Source organism: Rhizobium sp. FG113, from assembly GCF_057809895.1.
Map to the genome: position 1 here is coordinate 124,225 of NZ_JBMDKV010000016.1, position 18,715 is coordinate 142,939.

The window sequence follows — 18,715 nt, forward strand, 5'->3', positions numbered from 1 at the left end:
ACGCGTCATTCGTTGGCCGTTGCCTGGAGCCACGCGCTCCAGGCATTACACGAGAGCGCTGATCAAGCGCTTTCGAGAAAATCGTCGTCGCCGGCGTCAGGGCCACCCATCGACATGTCGAGAGCAAACCCCTTGGCGCGCGCCTGCTGGGCCGAAACCGTGCGGGCACTGAAATTCTTGTTGCCGGCCGCCGTCGGGCGAGTGGCTCCGGCCTGAGCAGGCCGTGTCGCAGCGGGCTTGGCCGCAACGGTCCGGACGCCTGCCCGCATGCCCGACATGTCGACCTTGAAGAAGGCGATCGAGGCCTGAAGTTCCTCGGCCTGTGCCGCAAGCTCTTCCGAAGTCGCCGACATCTGCTCGGAAGCACCGGCGTTCTGCTGCGTCACCTTGTCGAGCTGCTGGATCGCCTCATTGATCTGCGAGGCGCCGATATCCTGTTCGCGGCAGGCAGCGCTGATCTCGGACACGAGCTCGGCGGTCTTGCGGATATCAGGAACCAGGCGGCCGAGCATGTCACCCGCTTCGCTCGCCACCTTCACCGTATCGCCCGACATGGCACTGATCTCGGCCGCGGCCGACTGGCTGCGTTCTGCAAGCTTGCGCACTTCGGAAGCCACGACCGCAAAACCCTTGCCATGTTCGCCGGCACGCGCTGCCTCGACGGCGGCGTTGAGTGCCAGGAGATCGGTCTGTCGGGCGATTTCCTGCACGATGACGATCTTGTCGGCAATCGTGCGCATGGCGGTCACGGCGCGGGTAACCGCCGCACCGCTCTCCTCGGCATCCTTGGCCGACTGGCGGGCGATCTTCTCGGTCTGCGCGGCGTTATCGGCATTCTGCTTGATGTTGGCGGCCATCTCTTCCATCGAAGCAGACGCTTCCTCGGCCGATGCCGCCTGTTCACTCGCACCCTGCGACACCTGCTCGGAGCTCGCCGAGAGTTCCTGGCTGCCGGCGGAGACATTCTCGGACGCCGAAAGTGCATCGGCGACGACGCCGCGAAGACGCTCGACCATCTGCTCCAGCGCGATACCGAGCGTGTCCTTGTCCGACAGCGGCTTCGGCGAAACGGTCAGGTCGCCATTGGCGATGCGGTCGGCGATAACAGACGTGGCGCGCAGGTTGGCGACCATGTCCTTCATGGCGATGCCGAGAACATCCTTGTCTGACAGCGGGCGCGGATCGATGGAGAGATCGCCCTGCGCGACCTGATCGGCGATAGCGGCCGTCTGGCGCAGATTGGCGGTCATGACATTGATCGTGTCGACGAGATCCTTGATTTCGTCATTGCTTTTGATCTCAATGTTCTGGTCGAGATCACCGATCGCCACCGCGTCGGCCACCGTCTTCACCTTGCGCAGACCCGAGCTGATCGTCGTCGCGATCCAGATGGTCGCGCCGATGGCGATGACGAGCGCGGCGCCCGCGACAATCAAGAGCATCATGAAGGTCGTGTCATAAGTCTTGTCGCCCACCGCATCGGCGTCGGCCACAGCCTGCTTGGTCAGCGTCGTCAGCGCAGCGGTCATGCCGTCAAGCTTCTGGCGCGCCGCGACACCATCGGTCTCGTTCAACTGCAGGCCCATCTCTTTCTGGCCGGAGGTGATGAGGCCGCGAATGCGGTCGTTCAGAGCAACATAGCCGGTCCAGAATTCGCGAATCTGGTTCCATTCATCCTTGAATTCCGGCGGCGCGTCATGCTCGCCCTCGTCGAGCGTCTTTTCGAAAGCCTTGCGTTCGGCATCGATCGCGGCGTTTGCCCTGGATACGAATTCGGGCCTGTCGGCGACAAGCAGGTCACCCACCGCAAGGCCGAGACCATCGAACGCAGACGTCAGGCCGCTGGCATAGTGATCCTGCTCGACCGGACCTTCCAGGAGCTCATTGCGCAGCGTGTTCATCGTCTGCAGGCCATGGATACCCAGTCCAACGGCGCCGATGATCAGCAAAATCAAGAGTGAAAAAGCAAGTGACAGTTTGAGCTTGAGCGTAATGCGCATGTGAAAACTCCGGCCTTTAAAAATCGCTGGGTGAAACCGCGATGGCGATCCTGGGTGTCCGATCATCCAGGCGATTTCGGACCACGCGATTTCGGAAATGAGATGGGAGCTTTCATTCGCTCATGGCCGGCGGCTGTCGCGCGCCCTGCCTCCAACGATCCATTCGTTGGCAGTCTCGATGTCGTGGCCGGTCATCCGGCCACGACGGGGTCACTGATCACGCGCTTTCGCGGAAATCGTCGTCGCTGGCGTCAGGACCGCCCATCGACATGTCGAGGGCAAAGCCCTTGGCGCGCGCCTGCTGGGCGGCGACCGAGCGGGTGGCGACGTTCTTGTTGCTGACGACCGCAGCGGGCCGGGCAGCAGGAGCCTTGGCGGCCGGCTTGGCCGCGGGCTTCTTGAAGCCGGCCTTGCTGCCCGTGGTATCGACCTTGAAGAAGGCGATCGAGGCCTGAAGTTCCTCGGCCTGGGCCGCGAGTTCTTCAGAGGTCGCCGACATCTGCTCGGAGGCACCGGCGTTCTGCTGGGTCACCTTGTCGAGCTGCTGGATCGCTTCGTTGATCTGGGCGGCACCGATATCCTGCTCGCGGCAGGCGGCGCTGATCTCGGAGACGAGCTCGGCAGTCTTGCGGATATCGGGCACCAGGCGGCCGAGCATGTCGCCGGCATTGCTGGCGGCCTTGACCGTATCGCCCGACATGGCGCTGATTTCGGCGGCTGCCGACTGGCTGCGCTCGGCAAGCTTGCGCACTTCGGATGCGACGACCGCAAAGCCCTTGCCATGTTCGCCGGCACGCGCGGCCTCGACGGCGGCGTTGAGTGCGAGCAGATCGGTCTGGCGTGCGATTTCCTGCACGATGACGATCTTGTCGGCGATGGTGCGCATGGCTTCGACGGCACGGCTGACGGCAGCGCCGCTTTCTTCCGCATCCTTTGCCGACTGGCGAGCGATCTTCTCGGTCTGTGCGGCATTGTCGGCGTTCTGCTTGATGTTAGCGGCCATCTCCTCCATCGAAGCCGAAGCTTCTTCAGCCGATGCTGCCTGCTCAGTCGCGCCCTGCGACACCTGCTCGGAGCTCGCCGAAAGTTCCTGGCTGCCGGCCGAGACGTTTTCCGAGGCAGAAAGCGCATCACCGACCACACCGCGAAGACGCTCGATCATCACGTTGACATTGCCAAGCAGTTCGCCGATCTCGTCGCGGTTGGTGATTTCGGCCATCTTAGTGAGATCGCCCTCGGCGACTTCGCGCACCACGGTGTTGGCGCGGTTGAGACCCTTGGAGATGGTGCTGGCGATCCAGAAGGCGGTGATCGCGGCAAACAGGAAGGCTGCGGCGACGGCGACGATCATCGTCGTGCGCGTTGCGACATAGCTTGCCTCGGCTTCATCGTCTGCAACGCTCATGCGCTCTTTCTCGAGCTTGAGGATTTCAGCGAGCGCGGTATCGATCTGGTTTGCGGCGGTGCGTGCCGTGGTGACCGAGATATTGTTGGCCGCTTCGGCGTTACCCGCCTTCACGAATTCGCGGATCTGGTCGTCAGCCTGGAAGAACTGCTTCGAGAGTTCGGACACCTGTTCCCAGCGCGGACGGCCCTGTTCGGTGGCGATCTGCAGCACGGATGCCAGCGCCTGGGCGAATTCCTTGCGCCCGACATCCCCCTTGGCGATGGAATTGTTCACTTCCGCCTGATCCTTGGCCATCAGCAGGTTCTTCTGCTGGCGGATCGCTTCGAGCTGGCCGATATTGATGGTCTGCGCCAGTTCCAGGCGCGCCGCCGGGCCGGCCAGCACGGCGCCGATGGAATCATTCAGACCGCTGAGGCTGATGATCGAATAGGTCGATGTGCCCAGCAACATGAGGATGATGAAGGCAAATGCCGACACCAGTTTCGTCTTGATCGTCAATCGCATCTCTAACCCCTTACCCCTAGATGACGCAGCCTAAACGGCGGTCGATGTCTCGTGTCGTGAAGAAAACAGTGCCTGCAGATTGGGCAGGATGATGAACTCGCCCCCGCGCTTCACCAGGCAGTTGATGTAGTCGGCGCGCCAGCGCATGCCGACGCTCGGTGGCGGTTCGCTGGCTGCCCGTGCCAGCGTCGTCACCTCGTTCACCTTGTCGGTGCGCAGTCCGACCAGCGTCGCCTCGCCATCGAGATCGAGCTCGATGACGATGATGCGGCTGTCGATCGTTGCTTCCGTGCCTTCCATCCCGAAGGCGAGGCGCAGGTCGGCCAGCGGAATGACCTTGCCGCGAAAGTTGATGACGCTGGCGACGAAGGGCTGCGCGCCCGGCACCGCCGTCTCCGGCAGCAGGTCCAGGATTTCCTGGACGATGACCGCTTCGAGCGCGAAGGTCTCGCCGTTCATGTCAAAGGTCAGGACCTCGACTTCGTCGGCATAGTTCCAATGATGGTCGATCTTCTCGGCTGCCGCGCTCATCCTGCCACCCGCATCTGTGTTTCCTGTTGCTGACCGGCGGCCACGAGATGGCCGACGTCGAGAATGAGGGCGACGCTGCCGTCGCCGAGAATGGTGGCGCCCGAGAAGGTGGACACGTCGTTGTGCAGCTTCGACATCGACTTGATGACCGTCTGGTGGTCGCCGATGATCTGGTCGACGACCAGGCCGACACGCTCCGTGCCGGTGGAGATGACCACGACCTTCTGATGCACGTCGGGCTTGGTGCCGGTGCGGAAGAGATCGCGAAGTCTCAGGAACGGCACGAGGCTGTCGCGCAGCGAGATGAAGCTGCGGCCGCGCGAACGCAGGTCCTCTTCGAGCGACAGCTCCAGGCATTCCTCGACAGCGGAAAGCGGAATGACGTAGCTGCCGTTACCGACCCGCACCAGCAGACCGTCGATGATCGCAAGTGTCAGCGGAATGCGCAGCGACACTTCCGAACCCTGGCCGTTCAGGCTGGTGATGTCGATCGCGCCACGCAGCGCCTCGACCGTCTTCTTGACCACATCCATGCCAACGCCACGGCCGGAAAGATTGGTGATCGCTGCCGCTGTGGAGAAGCCAGGCGCGAAGATCAGCTGCAGCAGCTCGGAATCGGTGAGCGGCTGGCCCGGCGCGATGAGGCCGGAGGATTCCGCCTTGGCGCGCACCCGATCGCGGTTGATGCCGCGGCCGTCATCCTTGATCGAGATGATCACCTCGCCGCCCGCCTGCCGTGCAGAGAGCGTCACCGTGCCGGCTTCGCTCTTGCCCGCGGCCAGACGCTCGGCCGGCGTTTCCAGCCCGTGGTCGATCGAATTGCGCACCAGATGCACGAGCGGATCGGCGAGACGCTCGATCACTGTCTTGTCGACCTCGGTGCTTTCACCCTCCGTCACCAGCTCGATCACCTTGCCCGTTTCGCGGGCGAGATCGTGAACGAGGCGGCGGAAGCGCGAAAACAGCGTCGCGACCGGCACCATGCGGAGCACCATCATCGTGTCGCGCAGTTCACCCGACAGGCGCTCGATTTCTTCCGACACCGAGCGCAGCGCGATATCGGCGCTGGCGCTCGCCAGCTGGCTGAGGCGCGACTGGGCTATGACGAGCTCGCCGACACGGTCCATCAGTTCGTCGAGACGCTCGGCCGGAACGCGAACGTTTTCGGCCGCCTTCGCCTGGCGCTGGTCGGCCTGTGCGGCGCTCTCGCGCTTCGCAGGAACCGCCTCGACAGGCTTGAACTCGGGTGTGGCGGAAACTGCGGGTGCAGCCGCGACGGGCGCTGCGACCACAGGCTCGGCCTTCACCTCTGCCACGACGGCGACCGGTTCAGCCTTGGCTTCCTGAGCCACCGGACCTGCGATCTCCTCGACCTCAAGCTCCATGTCGTCCATGACGAAGATGAACACGTCATCGATCGCCGAGCGGTCCTGCGTGCTGGTGAGAACGACGTCCCAGGTGACGTAAAGATCCGTCGGAACCATCTCGTCGAGGACAGGAATGGCGGAGAGGTTGGCCTTGACGCTGCATTCGCCGAGATCGCGCAACTCGTCGAGCAAACCGAGCGGATTGGTGCCGTTCGCCATCGAATTCGAGGGAAGGCTGAAGCGGATGCGCCAGCTGGTGGTCTTGGCGGCGGCTGCGACGGGAGCGGCAGCCGGGGCCGGCTGAGCAGCGGGAGCGGCGGCGCCACCCGAGGTCTCGCCGACGGCGGCCTGAAGCTGGGCCAGCAACTGCTGGCCGGTGTCACCGTGATCGGCATCCGGCCGATCGACGAGAGCACGCATGTGATCCTGAGCGGCAAGCACGGCGGCGACGAGTTCGGCCGTTGCCGGCACCTCGCCCTTGCGAACCCGGTCGAATGCCGTTTCGCAATGATGCGTGAAGGCGGCCAGCGCATCGAAGCCGAACATCGAGCCCGAGCCCTTCAGCGTGTGAAGGCCGCGGAAGACGGCATCGACGACGTCCTTGTCGTCGAGCTTGTGCGTCAGATCGAGAAGACCCGTCTCGATGGCTTCGAGGCATTCGGCCGCCTCTGTGCGAAAGACCGCTACAGGATCGAGAGAGCTCATCTGCCGAGCACCTTCCTGGCTATCTTGACGAGGTTTTCCGGGTCGAACGGCTTGGTCAGCCAGCCGGTGGCGCCGGCGGCCTTGGCGCGGGCCTTGAGGTCGGCGTCGGATTCGGTCGTCAGGAAGATGATCGGCACGCCGGTATGTTCCGGCAGCTTGCGCAGCTCCTCGATCATCGTCAGGCCGTCCATCACAGGCATGTTGAGATCGGTGATGATCAGGTCGTAATTGCCGGCCTTGGCAGCCGCCAGGCCCTGCGCGCCATCGGCCGCTTCGCTGACGGTGTAGCCCGCATTGGTCAGCGTGACCTTTGTCGTCAGTCGAATGCTTGCGGAATCGTCGACGGTGAGAATGTTGGCGCTCATGGCTTTACCTCTTCATGCAACCAGAATTTTGTGTCTTCGCTGTTGAAGGCTTCCACGAAGCCGGCGCGCTCCAGCACCTTCAGGACTTGGCCGCGGGCGGGAGCCGCGAGTGCGAGCGCTTTGTCGTTGGTTTCAGCGTGCCGGCGAACAGCTTCTATCAGCTGCACAAAACTCAAGTCGGCCTCAGCTTTTTCGGGAATATCGAGAACAACAGAACTGTTATTCTTAAATAAAGACGCAATTTTCGAGAAGATATCCGAGATATTCCTGATCGTCAGAACTTCCGGCAGGGATATAGACTCGGAATACTGTTCACGCACACTCACTTCGGCCTCCTAGGGCGGAGAAATACTTTTTCAACCCTTTGAGGAATCTCACGGCACGCTTAACAACACGTAAAAGTAGGTTGCAACGAAATGCAATTGAGACGAGTCCCGACTCCCTGAAATATCACCTGACAAAAATAATAATTAGCACTCAAACATGTTTATAAAAACAAACAAATTCATACACTTATTAAAATTATGAGCGTTTGTCGGCAACGGGCGTCGTGCAATTCACGCTATGTTAAGCACAACGCTGACGAGTCTGGCGTGTTTACTCCCCGTTTCCATGATGCCCGTAAAAATAGTCCCGAACCTTGCTGAGGTTTTAAGTAAAGGACAATAAAATGACGAACGGGGCGACATCGGCAGTGACTGCATTCCAGGCATCTGGATCAGCCATCAGCCAAACACTGGAAGCGGCGCGCAGCAAGGTCGAGGAGCGCTTTCTCGAAGGCGGCACCGTCCTGCTTTCGGTCATGGACGTCCTCAACCGATTGTTGAGCTCGCTCGATAACATCACCAAGGCGCTTGATGCTGGCGAGAATGGTGATGCCGGTGCGGAACTGCGCTCCACGGTGAAGAGCCTCAGCGATCTTCCGACCGCCGAAAAGTCCCGCCGCGACGCGCTTTCGTCGCTCGCCGAAGCAGGCTATTCGCTGCGCCGGCACGTCTCCGACATGCAGGAAACCATGCGCTACCTGCGCACCTTCGCCGTCACCGTGAAGATCACCGGCGCCGGCCTTGCCGAGTTCGCGGGCTTCGCGCAGGAAATTCTCGAGCGCATCTATTCGGGCACCGATGAGGTCAATCGCTTCGCCGGCCAGATCGAGGAGCTGGAAAAGGAAGTCAAGCTCGCCCTGACCTTCGGCACCGACGTCTCCAAGAGCTACGCCGACACGGTTCCGGCCGTGGCAAGCGCCCTTGATGGCGACGCCCGCAAGATCGCCGAACACCGCCAGAACTTGAGCGCCATTGCCCGTGACGTCGGCGCGGTCGCCAGAGGCGTGCAGAGCAAGGTCGCCTCGACCCTGTCGGCGCTGCAAATCGGCGACATCACCCGCCAGCGCATCGAGCACGTACAGAGCACCTTCACCCTGCTCGACGAATTCCTCGACAGCGAAGACGGCCGCAGCCTGAACGCCGACGCCCGGGCGCGCCTGCAGAATGTCATCCAGCACCTGACGGCCGCGCAGATGAACGAGATGTGTCGCGATTTTCACCGCGATTCCCAGAATGTCATCAAGACGATCGCCAGCTTCGGCCACGACACGCAGGAGATCTTGCGGCTGCGCGACCAGATGAGCGGCGGCGGCCAGGGCAATTTCATCCGCGCGCTGGAATCCAGCGTCTCGGCAGCCCATGAGATCGTCAAGCAGGTCGACGCCGTCACCCTCAAGGCCGATCAGGTCAGCCAGTCGACCCGCGACACCACCGCCAAGCTTCTGGAAGCGATCGGCAACATCAAGGCGGTGAAGACCGACATCCATTACATGGCGCTGAACACCAATCTGCGCTGCAGCCGTCTTGGCGAAGCAGGCAAGTCGATCAACGTCGTCACGGCCGAGCTGCGCATTTTCGCCGGCAAGCTGGATGACAGCGCCGACGCCATCGTCAACGGCCTGCCGGCGCTGGAAGAGGCCGCCGGTCGCGTGGCCCCGTCGAGCGAGACGGCATCAGGCGGCCTCGCCGAAAACCTGACGACCGCCGTCGCCGATATCCGCACTGCCGCCGATACGATGGAAGCGGAGCTTAAGACGCTGTCGGAACACGGCCGCGAGGTCGCCGGCAAGATCAACCTGTTGATCGGAACGCTGGATTTCCAGAAGGATCTCGGCGATGTGCTGGCGGGCTGCGCCGATACGCTGGAAGATGCCGCCGGCGCCGAGATCGCGGATATCTCGGACTTGGCCGAAGCCATCGCCCCGCTCGATCGCAAGATCTTCAAGCTTTATACGATGGTGCAGGAGCGCAACGTTCACCGCGACATCATCGCTGCGGTGGAAGAGACAGCTGCTGCCGAACCAGAGCCGGCAAGTGCAGCGACCAGCGACGAAGACCTCTTCGAGGACGCGCTCTTTTAAACTGATCGAGCGCGGTCAGCGCAGGCGTCGGAACTTGTTGGCGGCTTCGATCCCCGCCTTCTGCTGCTCTTCCTCGATACCGAGGTAGAAATCCTCGAGCGCCGGGTCGGGCAGACCGGCACGGCGCGAGAGCACATACCACTTGGCAGCCTCGACAGGATCCGGCTTCGTGCCGAGCGCGTTGATATAGAGATGCGCCAGCTTGTTCTGCGCAACCACGTTGCCGTCATTGGCGGCTATCCTCAGCCACTGGAAGCCCTTCTCGAAGTCGCGCGGCCCGTTGGTTCCGTTGACGAACCAGACGCCGAGATCGAGCTGCGCGGTGTCGAACCCGGCATGTGCGGCGCGCGCCATCCATTCGCGGGCAAGCTGCTTCTTCTCGGGCGGCAGGTCGGGCAACGACGAGTAAATCTCAGCCACCGCGTATTGCGCGTCGGCGACGCCCTTTTCTGCCGATTTTTCGTAGAACGGCAGCGCCAGCTTCAGACCCTTGTCGCCGGGATTGTCGGCCACCAGGATCTGCCCCCAGTTGAACTCGGCCGATGCATTGCCGGCTTCGGCCGCCTTGCGCATGTAGTTGTCGGCAAGCGTCTTGTCGCGCTTGACGATGCGGCCTTCCATCAGGATGAGCGCGTATTTGAACATCGCCGCCGGATCACCGCCCTCGGCCGCCTTTCCGTACCAGAAGGCCGCCGCCTTGGCGTCGCGCTTGACGCCGAGACCATCGGCCAGCAGTTCGCCCATCAGCGTCTGCGCCGCCGGATCGCCGAGCTGCGCACGAGGCAGCGCAATCCCCATCGCCGTCAGGTAATAACCGCGCTGATAGGCGCCATAGGCATCGTCGACCTTGCCCTTGTAGTCCTTCTCAGGCGGCAGGTCGGGCAGCTTCGCGCCCATGCGATCGAACACGCCGACACCTGTGGACGGTGTTACCCCGTCCGGCTGCGCGCGGCCGGACTTCAGCGTCTCAGGCGCGCCGGTGAGCGGTCGCGTGACCATATTGTCGACCTGCTGGGCCGATGCGCCATGCGCGAAAACCGCCACACATGTGGCGGCGGCAAGGAGGGAAAGGCGCAAATGGCGTGTCAGCATGGGCATGAGGGCGATATCAACCCTCAAACCGTGGCGCTTTTTCGTCAAGAAGTGCGTTGATTTCGGCAACCACCAAGGCCGCGCGCGCCGGCTCGCCGAAAACGGCAAGACGCATGGCCACGAATTCCGCGCCGCTCTCGGCAACAGCGAGCGCCGAAGCAGGATCGGTGCCGCCCATGACGATGCACGGGATTTCGATCATCGAAGCCCACCATTCGGCAAGTGCCAGGTTCTTCGGATGCGCCTCCGGCTTGATGTCACCTTCGAGCTTGCCGAAGAAGACATACTCGGGCCGCTCCTCGCCGATCTCAAGCGCATGATGCCGGTCGGCCGCATTGCCGCCGCCGACGATCAGCTTGTCGGCATATTTCTCGACCGCCTCGGAAATCTCCGCGGCACCGCCGGTGATATGCAGGCCATCCGCCTTGGTGCGTCCAACGACCCGGCTGTCGCCGGCAAGAAGCGCCGCGGCACCCGCGTTCTGCGCCAGCGGCACGATCTTTTCGGCGTGTTTCTGAAACTCGCCGTCACCAAGCCCGTATTGCGGCAGGATGATCGAGGCGACATCACCGCCCTTCAGCGCATCGCCGACGACTTTCGCCTGCTCGTCGGCATCGGCGATATCGGGCACGATCAGCACTAGGCGGCAGCGGTTTTCAGGTTCGCTCATGAACTCTTTCCATTTCCAGCGGATTTCGCCGTTTGCCGGCAGCTCCGCACTCGTTTTGTGTGAGTAATTCCGTTAGACCGGGCTGGCAAGGGGAGGACTTCAAAAGCATGCCGATGGACGTGTCATTTTACTACGCCGCCATTCCCGCCGTCATTCTCGTCGGCCTCGCGAAGGGCGGCATGGGCGACGCCTTGTCGCTGATCGGATTGCCTTTTCTGGCTCTCGTCGTCTCCCCCGTGCAGGCCGCCGCCATCCTGCTGCCGATCCTGATCTTCATGGACATGATATCACTCGTCATCTGGCGCAAGCATGGCGATTGGACGACGCTGAAGATCATGCTCCCGGGCGCGATCGCCGGCATCGCGCTCGGCTGGGCCACCTCAGCACTGGTTCCCGGCAGCGTCTTGCGTGTCGTCATCGGCATCGTCACCATCCTCTTTTGCCTGCGCTATTTCTGGAACAACTTCGGCCCCGGCAGAGGAAAGATCGTGCCCCCGCACGGCCAGCGGCCGGTCCGTGCCACGCTTTGGGGCGCCTTTTCCGGCTATGGCAGCTTCGTCGCGCACGCGGGCGGCGCGCCGTTCCAGATCTACGTACTGCCGCTGCAGATGCCGCCGCGCGAATATACCGGCACCAGCGCCCGCTTCTTCGCCATCCTCAACGCCGTCAAGCTGATCCCCTATTTCGCGCTCGGCCAGCTAGACACCCAAAACCTCGCCGCCTCCGCCACGCTGCTCCCCTTCGCGCCGCTTGCCACTATTGCCGGCGCGTGGTGCGTGAAGCGCATGCAGCCGAAAATATTCTATCCGTTCATGTATGCGATGGCGCTGATTGCAGCCGTCCTGATCGCCCGCGAAGGCCTTGGATTTTAGGCCTTAAGGGCCTTGCTGCGGCGCACAATTCGCTTGCCCAAATTCTCCGATTGACGTAGCTTTTCGCCATGTCGAACGTGGACCCTTTCACTGCGATTGCCGACCCTCACCGGCGCTTCCTGCTGGAGGAGTTGCGACGCTCGCCGCGCACCGTCAACGAGCTCGCCGAAGGCCTTCCGATCAGCCGTCCGGCCGTCTCCCAGCACCTCAAGGCCCTGCTCGATTGCGACCTCGTCTCGGTCACCGCCGATGGCACGAAACGCATCTACGCGGTCAACAATCGCGGCTTCGACAGGCTCAATCTCTGGCTGGATCAGTTCTGGGCATAACGCCATCCGGACATGAAAACGCGCCGGCTGCGACCTTTTCGGCAACCGACGCGCAGGAACATTCCAACGGACGCGAGAGACTACTAAACAACTGGTTATATTGCGATATTTGCCCTTTGAATCGCGTCGACCACGCCCTGTAACGTTCTATCCTGCTTAGTGTACGGATGATTTGAGACGCTCAATCTCGTCTTTGATGCGCAGCTTCCTGCGCTTGCACTCGGCAACCTCACGGTCGTCTCTGGAGGGGGATGCCATCAGAGAATGGAGCTCGTCTTCGAGAGCGCCATGCTTCTTCTGGAGTGATTCAAGATGAGCTTGAACAGTCATATGACCCTTCCTTCCTCTTACCTTTCTCCAGCCAACACCGCCGGAGATCCAAGGCGTCAACCCTCAAACTGTGACACATTTTTGAAGGCTTGTCGAAGGCGAAAACAAGGAGAGAGCGTGGCAAATTCATGATCGAGACTAACTAGCCGTTACCGCTATTTGGTGATAGGAGCTTGCAAAAATTAGCGACAGGCCGGAGAAGGTCTGAAGACGATCATGGGGAATGCGTATGCCGGATCAGGAACAGGCGGAAGTCAGGCTCATGGTGGCGCGCCTGCGCCAGGAGCATGAGGACTACGATGTCGCCATCAACGCCATGATCGCGACGGGCTGCGATGCGCTGCGCGTTCAGCGCATGAAGAAAAAGAAGCTTGTTATCAAGGACAAGCTGTCGAAGCTCGAAGACCAGATCATCCCGGATATCATCGCCTGAAGCCCGGATATCATCGCTTGAAGGAAGTGTCGTGACGATGACAGACAGACCGACCGTTGCCATCATCATGGGAAGCCAGTCCGATTGGGAGACCATGAAGAACGCCGCCGATACGCTGGAGGCGCTTGAGATCCCCTATGACGCAAGGATCATATCGGCACATCGCACGCCCGATCGCATGGTCGAGTTCGCCAAGGGCGCCAAGTCGGAAGGCTTCAAGGTCATCATCGCCGGCGCCGGCGGCGCCGCCCATCTTCCGGGCATGACCGCCGCAATGACCCCGCTTCCTGTCTTCGGCGTTCCCGTGCAGTCGAAAACGATGTCCGGCCAGGACAGCCTGCTGTCGATCGTGCAGATGCCCGGCGGCATCCCGGTCGGAACACTGGCGATCGGCAAGGCCGGCGCCATCAACGCGGCACTTCTGGCCGCAGCGGTTCTGGCACTGTCCGACGAAGACCTCGCCGACCGACTTGACGAATGGCGCGAGAGCCAAAGTGCGGCGATCGCCGAATACCCGATGGACGACCTATGAGCATGACAACGATCGGCATCATCGGCGGCGGCCAGCTTGGCCGCATGCTGGCCATGGCTGCCGCCCGCCTGAACTTCCGCACCATCATTCTCGAGCCGCAGGCCGATTGCCCGGCAGCGCAGGTCGCCAACCGGCAGATCGTCGCAGCCTATGACGATCCCGCAGCACTCGAGGAACTGGCGACCGTCTGCGACGTCGTCACCTACGAATTCGAAAACGTCCCCGTCTCCGCAGCCGAGGCCTTAGCGCAGACAGTGCCGGTCTATCCGCCGCCGAAAGCGCTGGAAGCCGCCCAGGACCGTCTCGTCGAAAAGCGCTTCATCAATGATTGCGGCATTCCGACAGCACGGTTCCACGCCGTCGACAGCCAGGCCGATCTCGAGGCAGCGCTTGCCGATTTCGGCGGCCAGGGTGTCTTGAAGACGCGCCGCCTCGGCTATGACGGCAAGGGACAGAAAGTCTTCCGTTCAGCCGCCGATAGCGCCGACGGCGCCTTCGCCGAACTCGGCAGCGTGCCGCTGATCCTCGAGAGCTTCGTTGCCTTCGAGCGCGAGATCTCGGTCATCGCCGCCCGCGCCACCGATGGCAGCGTCGCCTGCTACGACCCGGCAGAAAACGTGCATCGCAACGGCATCCTGCATACATCGACGGTTCCGGCGTCGATCAGCGACGCCACGGCAGCCGCCGCGCGCGAAGCCGCCGAGAAGATCCTGACGACGCTCGGCTATGTCGGCGTCATCGGCATCGAGTTCTTCGCGCTCGCCGACGGCAGCCTGATCGCCAACGAGATGGCGCCTCGCGTACACAATTCCGGCCACTGGACGGAAGCGGCCTGCGTGATCTCGCAGTTCGAGCAGCATATACGCGCCGTATCAGGCCTGCCGCTCGGCAATGCCGATCGCCACTCCGACTGCGTGATGCAGAACCTGATCGGCGACGATATCCTTGCTCTTCCGGACTGGCTGAAGCGGCGCGACACGCTGGTTCACCTCTATGGAAAGACGGAATCGAGACCCGGCCGCAAGATGGGTCACGTCACCACACTTGCGGGGAAATAAGGGGTTTTTCCCTGACAAAACCGGCCACTGCCACGGGAAAAACACCTTCACGTGGTTGACACAGACAAGAGGCCGGGTTATCTGCACGCCCAACCTGAAGAGCGCGCCCTGAGCGCGCTTTTGAATGTAATAGATACGGGCGAATGTGAATTCCCCCCAACATCGCGGATCAAAACAATGAAGATCAAGAATTCGCTCAAGTCGCTCAAGGCTCGTCACCGTGACAACCGCCTGGTTCGCCGCAAGGGCCGCATCTACATCATCAACAAGCTGAACCCACGCTTCAAGGCTCGTCAGGGCTGATTTGGCTGGCCGGATGGCTCGGCAGCGTTTGCGCGCCTGAGCCTGTCCGGAAGGGTCCTTTTTGTGATCCCGTTAAAGTGTTTTGATCTTTCGCGTTGGCGGGCTATTATGCCCGCCATGCGTTTTTTGGCCATGACCTGCGCGGCACTGCCGCTCTCCCTCGCCCTGCTCTCAGTTGCCTTGCCTGCCCATGCGCAGGAACCCGCACCCGCGCGGGACAAGGAAAAGATCGTCGAGCAGCAGGCCGCGAACCTCTCGCCCAAAGAACATCTCGATCAGCTCTTTGCAGCACTGAAGCGCGAACGCGACGCCGACAAGGCGGATAACATCGCCAACGAGATTCGCGCCGAATGGAACGATTCGGGCAGCGCTACCGTCAACCTGCTGATGCAATGGGCCGACAAGGCGATCGAGGAGAAGCGCAACAGCGCAGCACTCGATTTCCTCGACCAGGCGATCGCGCTGAAGCCGGGCTACTCCGAAAGCTGGAATCGCCGCGCGACGCTGAACTACACCAACGGCGCCATGCGCAAGTCGATGTCCGATATCGAACATGTGCTGGACATCGAGCCTCGCCATTTCGGCGCTCTAGCGGGCATGGCTTCTATCCTTGGTGACAGCGGCAACGACCAGCTGGCGCTGAAGGCATGGGAGCGTTTCCTCGAAATCTACCCCGCCAACCGCAATGCGCAGGAACAGCTGAACACGCTCTCCGAAAAGCTCGCCGGCAGCCGCACCTGACACATTACTGTGTGACAGGCTCCCCTCTTGCCCGGCCCCTCTTGAAGGTGAACCGCGCGAGCCAATCTAACGTATGGTCCGTTAGTCTCTGCCGCAGGTCGCACCATGCTTACCCTCGTCTCCGCCCTCCTCGCCCCTCTAGCCGCAGCAATCGGCTACTCCTCCTATAAGGCCCGCCAGTTCGAGCAGGCCTATCCCAACATTGGCGAGCTGACCGATATCGGCGGCTACCGCATGAACGCCGTCCACATCGAGCGCCCCGAAACCGCCGACCTGCCGGCGCTCGTCTTCATCCACGGCGCAAGCGGCAACCTGCTCGACCAGATCGGCGCTTTTCTTGAACCCTTGCGCGGACGTGCCGAAATGCTCTTCGTCGATCGCCCCGGCCACGGCTATTCCGAACGCGGCGGACCGGATAACGCCCTGCCCTCTGGCCAGGCGGACGCCATCGCCGCGCTGATGGAAAAGCGCGGCATCGACAAGGCGATCATCGTCGGCCATTCCTTCGGCGGCGCCATCGCCGCCGCATTCGGCGTCCGCCATCCGGAAAAGACGGCCGGCCTGCTCTTCCTGGCGCCCGCCACGCACCCGTGGCCCGGCGGCATCGACTGGTACTATCACGTCTCGACAGCACCCGTGATCGGCTGGCTCTTCAACCACGCCCTCGTCGTGCCGCTGGGCCTGCGGCGCCTTGAACGCGGCACGCTCAACGTCTTCCGCCCCAATCCGCGGCCGGACGACTATATCCTGAAAACCGGCCCCTCGCTGGTGCTGCGCCCCGCCACGTTTCACAACAACGCCGCCGACTTCGTGCGCCTGCTCGATTACTTCAAGACGCAGTCGCATCTCTATATCAAGATATCAGCGCCCACGGTCATCATCACCGGCGACAGCGATGACATCGTCTGGGAGCACCTGCACTCGCAGGGCCTCGCCCGCGATATCGCCGGCTCCGAACTGGTCAAGATCAAGGGCGTCGGCCACAAGCCCGATTACCTCGCCACCGACGTCGCCATCGCGGCAATGGAGAAGATGGCAGGCTACGACCGCGACCTGCAGGCCGCGGCGCGGATCGCCGAGGCAAGACTGGCTGCGCCAGTGCCTCCGACGCAGGAAGCCAGAATGCCGACCACTCCGCAGCCGGTCGCAACGCCGGACCTGCAAGGCACCACATAGCGCCCGCCGCGCATTGCCTGCCACGCCTGCAACCCCATATGTTCCCCATGTCAGTCCAACGAGGGGAACATCATGGACCGCCTTCCCACGAAATCCGCAGCCCTCATCGCTGCCCTGTCGCTGACGCTTGCGCCAATCGCACCGGCACTTGCCGCCTCGCCAGCGCCCGTAGAGGCTGAGCACGGCATGGTCGTCACTGCCCAGCATCTGGCGACCGATGTCGGCGTCGAGGTGTTGAAGAGCGGCGGCAATGCCGTGGATGCTGCGGTTGCCGTCGGCTATGCGCTGGCCGTGGTCTATCCGACCGCCGGCAATATCGGCGGCGGCGGCTTCATGACCATCCGCATGAAGGATGGCAAGACCAGCTTCCTCGATTTCCGCGAGCGCGCGCCGCTCGCCGCCACCAAGACCATGTATCTCGACGCCAAGGGCGATATTGTCCCCCGCGCCAGCCTCGATGGCTATCTGGCCGTCGGCGTGCCGGGCTCCGTCATGGGCTTCGAGACCGCGCGCGAGAAATACGGCACCAAGTCGCGCCAGGATCTCCTTGCCCCCGCCATCCGCTACGCCAAGGACGGCTTTACGCTTGAACAGGGCGACGTGGCCTCGATCGAGAACAGCGCCAAGCGGCTCGCCAGGGACGAAGCGGCCGCCAAGATCTTCCTCAAGCCCGACGGCAAGCTCTTCACGTCAGGCGAAAAGCTGGTGCAGCCGGAACTGGCCTCCGTGCTGACGAGCATCTCCGACAAGGGCACCGACGCCTTCTACAAGGGCATGCCGGCGGACGCGATCGTGAAGGCCAGCCAGGCCAAGGGCGGCATTCTCGCCAAAGAGGATTTCGAGCAATATCAGGTGCGCGAACTGAAGCCGGTGGAATGCAGCTATCGCGGCTATGACATCATCTCCTCGCCCCCGCCCTCCTCCGGCGGCGTCATCATCTGCGAGATCCTGAACATCCTGGAAGGCTATCCGCTCTCCTTCCTCGGCTATGGCTCGGCCGAGACCGTGCACCTCATGACCGAGGCCATGCGCTACGCCTATGTCGACCGCAATGCCGCGCTCGGCGATCCGGATTTCGTCGACAACCCGGTCACGACGCTTCTCGACAAGAGCTACGCCAAGGCTATCCGCGCCAAGATCGACATCAACAAATCGGGCACCTCCGCCGACCTGAAGCCGCTTGGCGCCAAGGAAAGCACCGAGACCACGCATTATTCGATCATCGACGACGAGGGCAACGCGGTCGCTGTCACCTACACGCTGAACGGCAATTTCGGCGCCGGCGTCGTGGCGCCGGGCACCGGCATATTGCTGAACAACGAGATGGACGACTTCACCTCCAAACCCGGAGTCCCCAATCTCTACGGCCTCGTCCAGGGCGAAGCCAACGCCATCGCGCCGAAGAAGACCCCGCTCTCCTCGATGAGCCCCACCATCGTCACCAAGGACGGCAAACCTTTCATGGTGATCGGCAGCCCCGGCGGCTCGCGCATCATCACGATTACGCTGGAAGCCATTCTGAATGTCGTCGATTTCGGCATGGACATCAGCCAGGCCGTCAACGCCCCGCGCATTCATCACCAGTGGCAGCCCGACAAGATCTACTTCGAGCCCTACGCGCTGTCGCCCGACACGATCCGCGCGCTGATCGCCATGGGCCACACCATGGACGACGGCAGCGGCCCGCCCGTCTGGGGCCAGGCCGCCGGCATCCTCGTCGGCGGCAAGAGCCTGAAAGACATCGAGAAAGGCGGCGGCGCCCGCTACAACGGCGCCATGGACAGCCGCTCGACCGAAGGCTCGGCCGGTGGCTATTGATAGCGCAGACATGCCCGGGCGCGAGACTAAAATATGACTAGTTTAGTCATATTTTATTTGATTTTCGATTTGGC

General features: G+C 62.3%; 19 protein-coding genes. 10 read left to right on the forward strand and 9 right to left on the reverse strand.

Annotated features, from left to right (window positions below):
• Positions 1-62: 62 nt before the first annotated feature.
• The 6 genes from ACODTZ_RS27680 to ACODTZ_RS27705 form a co-directional block, all read right to left on the reverse strand.
• Positions 63-2,000 (reverse strand): HAMP domain-containing methyl-accepting chemotaxis protein, encoded by a 1,938-nt coding sequence (locus ACODTZ_RS27680; RefSeq protein WP_489029592.1) that lies wholly within the window; start codon positions 1,998-2,000, stop codon positions 63-65.
• A 217-nt stretch (positions 2,001-2,217) separates the two neighbouring features.
• The gene (locus ACODTZ_RS27685) at positions 2,218-3,912 is read right to left on the reverse strand and encodes a methyl-accepting chemotaxis protein (RefSeq protein ID WP_489029594.1); all 1,695 of its coding nucleotides are present in this window, start codon (positions 3,910-3,912) and stop codon (positions 2,218-2,220) included.
• 30 nt (positions 3,913-3,942) lie between these two features.
• Complete coding sequence (locus ACODTZ_RS27690; RefSeq protein WP_112944887.1) at positions 3,943-4,443, reverse strand: chemotaxis protein CheW; 501 nt, start codon at positions 4,441-4,443, stop codon at positions 3,943-3,945.
• Positions 4,440-6,515 carry a chemotaxis protein CheA gene (locus ACODTZ_RS27695; protein WP_489029596.1) on the reverse strand — a complete coding sequence of 692 codons (2,076 nt, stop codon included), beginning with the start codon at positions 6,513-6,515 and terminating at the stop codon, positions 4,440-4,442. The genes ACODTZ_RS27690 and ACODTZ_RS27695 overlap by 4 nt, the downstream gene beginning before the upstream one ends.
• The gene (locus tag ACODTZ_RS27700; protein WP_018899699.1) at positions 6,512-6,880 is read right to left on the reverse strand and encodes a response regulator; all 369 of its coding nucleotides are present in this window, start codon (positions 6,878-6,880) and stop codon (positions 6,512-6,514) included. Before ACODTZ_RS27700 ends, ACODTZ_RS27695 begins: the two co-directional genes overlap by 4 nt.
• Complete coding sequence (locus ACODTZ_RS27705; RefSeq protein ID WP_018899700.1) at positions 6,877-7,206, reverse strand: STAS domain-containing protein; 330 nt, start codon at positions 7,204-7,206, stop codon at positions 6,877-6,879. The genes ACODTZ_RS27700 and ACODTZ_RS27705 overlap by 4 nt, the downstream gene beginning before the upstream one ends.
• 344 nt (positions 7,207-7,550) lie before the next feature.
• On the opposite strand from ACODTZ_RS27705, the gene ACODTZ_RS27710 reads away from it, so the two are divergent.
• On the forward strand, positions 7,551-9,287 hold the full coding sequence (locus ACODTZ_RS27710) for a chemotaxis protein (RefSeq protein ID WP_489029599.1): 1,737 nt from the start codon (positions 7,551-7,553) through the stop codon (positions 9,285-9,287).
• 15 nt (positions 9,288-9,302) lie between these two features.
• Here the strand turns inward: ACODTZ_RS27710 and ACODTZ_RS27715 are convergent, their stop codons facing one another.
• Together ACODTZ_RS27715 and ACODTZ_RS27720 are read right to left on the reverse strand one after the other, a co-directional pair.
• Entirely contained in the window at positions 9,303-10,385 is a 1,083-nt protein-coding gene (locus tag ACODTZ_RS27715; protein ID WP_111563349.1) for a tetratricopeptide repeat protein, read from the reverse strand.
• Between the two features lie 10 nt (positions 10,386-10,395).
• Positions 10,396-11,049, reverse strand: coding sequence for a thiamine phosphate synthase (locus ACODTZ_RS27720; protein WP_489029601.1), 654 nt, complete (start codon positions 11,047-11,049; stop codon positions 10,396-10,398).
• Positions 11,050-11,156: 107 nt separating this feature from the next.
• Here ACODTZ_RS27720 and ACODTZ_RS27725 point away from each other — a divergent pair, with 107 nt between their 5' ends.
• Both ACODTZ_RS27725 and ACODTZ_RS27730 read left to right on the forward strand, forming a co-directional pair.
• Positions 11,157-11,921 carry a sulfite exporter TauE/SafE family protein gene (locus ACODTZ_RS27725; protein WP_489029603.1) on the forward strand — a complete coding sequence of 255 codons (765 nt, stop codon included), beginning with the start codon at positions 11,157-11,159 and terminating at the stop codon, positions 11,919-11,921.
• A gap of 68 nt (positions 11,922-11,989) precedes the next feature.
• On the forward strand, positions 11,990-12,250 hold the full coding sequence (locus tag ACODTZ_RS27730; RefSeq protein ID WP_018899705.1) for an ArsR/SmtB family transcription factor: 261 nt from the start codon (positions 11,990-11,992) through the stop codon (positions 12,248-12,250).
• Positions 12,251-12,406: 156 nt separating this feature from the next.
• Here the strand turns inward: ACODTZ_RS27730 and ACODTZ_RS27735 are convergent, their stop codons facing one another.
• On the reverse strand, positions 12,407-12,580 hold the full coding sequence (locus ACODTZ_RS27735) for a YdcH family protein (protein WP_018899706.1): 174 nt from the start codon (positions 12,578-12,580) through the stop codon (positions 12,407-12,409).
• Positions 12,581-12,809: 229 nt separating this feature from the next.
• On the opposite strand from ACODTZ_RS27735, the gene ACODTZ_RS27740 reads away from it, so the two are divergent.
• The 7 genes from ACODTZ_RS27740 to ggt all read left to right on the forward strand — a co-directional run bounded on the left by ACODTZ_RS27740 (position 12,810) and on the right by ggt (position 18,641).
• Entirely contained in the window at positions 12,810-13,013 is a 204-nt protein-coding gene (locus ACODTZ_RS27740; RefSeq protein WP_018899707.1) for a YdcH family protein, read from the forward strand.
• A gap of 37 nt (positions 13,014-13,050) precedes the next feature.
• On the forward strand, positions 13,051-13,545 hold the full coding sequence (gene purE, locus ACODTZ_RS27745) for a 5-(carboxyamino)imidazole ribonucleotide mutase (RefSeq protein ID WP_018899708.1): 495 nt from the start codon (positions 13,051-13,053) through the stop codon (positions 13,543-13,545).
• Positions 13,542-14,603, forward strand: a complete 1,062-nt coding sequence (locus ACODTZ_RS27750; RefSeq protein WP_489029605.1) for a 5-(carboxyamino)imidazole ribonucleotide synthase — start codon at positions 13,542-13,544, stop codon at positions 14,601-14,603. Before purE ends, ACODTZ_RS27750 begins: the two co-directional genes overlap by 4 nt.
• A gap of 177 nt (positions 14,604-14,780) precedes the next feature.
• Complete coding sequence (gene ykgO / locus ACODTZ_RS27755; RefSeq protein WP_003566454.1) at positions 14,781-14,906, forward strand: type B 50S ribosomal protein L36; 126 nt, start codon at positions 14,781-14,783, stop codon at positions 14,904-14,906.
• Positions 14,907-15,014: 108 nt separating this feature from the next.
• Positions 15,015-15,647 carry a tetratricopeptide repeat protein gene (locus tag ACODTZ_RS27760; RefSeq protein ID WP_018899710.1) on the forward strand — a complete coding sequence of 211 codons (633 nt, stop codon included), beginning with the start codon at positions 15,015-15,017 and terminating at the stop codon, positions 15,645-15,647.
• Positions 15,648-15,752: 105 nt separating this feature from the next.
• Complete coding sequence (locus ACODTZ_RS27765) at positions 15,753-16,823, forward strand: alpha/beta fold hydrolase (RefSeq protein ID WP_489029608.1); 1,071 nt, start codon at positions 15,753-15,755, stop codon at positions 16,821-16,823.
• Positions 16,824-16,895: 72 nt separating this feature from the next.
• Complete coding sequence (ggt, locus tag ACODTZ_RS27770) at positions 16,896-18,641, forward strand: gamma-glutamyltransferase (protein ID WP_489029609.1); 1,746 nt, start codon at positions 16,896-16,898, stop codon at positions 18,639-18,641.
• The last annotated feature ends 74 nt before the right edge of the window (positions 18,642-18,715 follow it).

Coding starts and splice junctions, on each gene's coding strand:
- ACODTZ_RS27680 (WP_489029592.1), bottom strand. CDS start 2,000: ATGCGCATTACGCTCAAGCTCAAACTGTCACTTGCTTTTTCACTCTTG.
- ACODTZ_RS27685 (WP_489029594.1), bottom strand. CDS start 3,912: ATGCGATTGACGATCAAGACGAAACTGGTGTCGGCATTTGCCTTCATC.
- ACODTZ_RS27690 (WP_112944887.1), bottom strand. CDS start 4,443: ATGAGCGCGGCAGCCGAGAAGATCGACCATCATTGGAACTATGCCGAC.
- ACODTZ_RS27695 (WP_489029596.1), bottom strand. CDS start 6,515: ATGAGCTCTCTCGATCCTGTAGCGGTCTTTCGCACAGAGGCGGCCGAA.
- ACODTZ_RS27700 (WP_018899699.1), bottom strand. CDS start 6,880: ATGAGCGCCAACATTCTCACCGTCGACGATTCCGCAAGCATTCGACTG.
- ACODTZ_RS27710 (WP_489029599.1), top strand. CDS start 7,551: ATGACGAACGGGGCGACATCGGCAGTGACTGCATTCCAGGCATCTGGA.
- ACODTZ_RS27715 (WP_111563349.1), bottom strand. CDS start 10,385: ATGCCCATGCTGACACGCCATTTGCGCCTTTCCCTCCTTGCCGCCGCC.
- ACODTZ_RS27720 (WP_489029601.1), bottom strand. CDS start 11,049: ATGAGCGAACCTGAAAACCGCTGCCGCCTAGTGCTGATCGTGCCCGAT.
- ACODTZ_RS27725 (WP_489029603.1), top strand. CDS start 11,157: ATGCCGATGGACGTGTCATTTTACTACGCCGCCATTCCCGCCGTCATT.
- ACODTZ_RS27730 (WP_018899705.1), top strand. CDS start 11,990: ATGTCGAACGTGGACCCTTTCACTGCGATTGCCGACCCTCACCGGCGC.
- ACODTZ_RS27735 (WP_018899706.1), bottom strand. CDS start 12,580: ATGACTGTTCAAGCTCATCTTGAATCACTCCAGAAGAAGCATGGCGCT.
- ACODTZ_RS27740 (WP_018899707.1), top strand. CDS start 12,810: ATGCCGGATCAGGAACAGGCGGAAGTCAGGCTCATGGTGGCGCGCCTG.
- purE (WP_018899708.1), top strand. CDS start 13,051: ATGACAGACAGACCGACCGTTGCCATCATCATGGGAAGCCAGTCCGAT.
- ACODTZ_RS27750 (WP_489029605.1), top strand. CDS start 13,542: ATGAGCATGACAACGATCGGCATCATCGGCGGCGGCCAGCTTGGCCGC.
- ykgO (WP_003566454.1), top strand. CDS start 14,781: ATGAAGATCAAGAATTCGCTCAAGTCGCTCAAGGCTCGTCACCGTGAC.
- ACODTZ_RS27760 (WP_018899710.1), top strand. CDS start 15,015: ATGCCCGCCATGCGTTTTTTGGCCATGACCTGCGCGGCACTGCCGCTC.
- ACODTZ_RS27765 (WP_489029608.1), top strand. CDS start 15,753: ATGCTTACCCTCGTCTCCGCCCTCCTCGCCCCTCTAGCCGCAGCAATC.
- ggt (WP_489029609.1), top strand. CDS start 16,896: ATGGACCGCCTTCCCACGAAATCCGCAGCCCTCATCGCTGCCCTGTCG.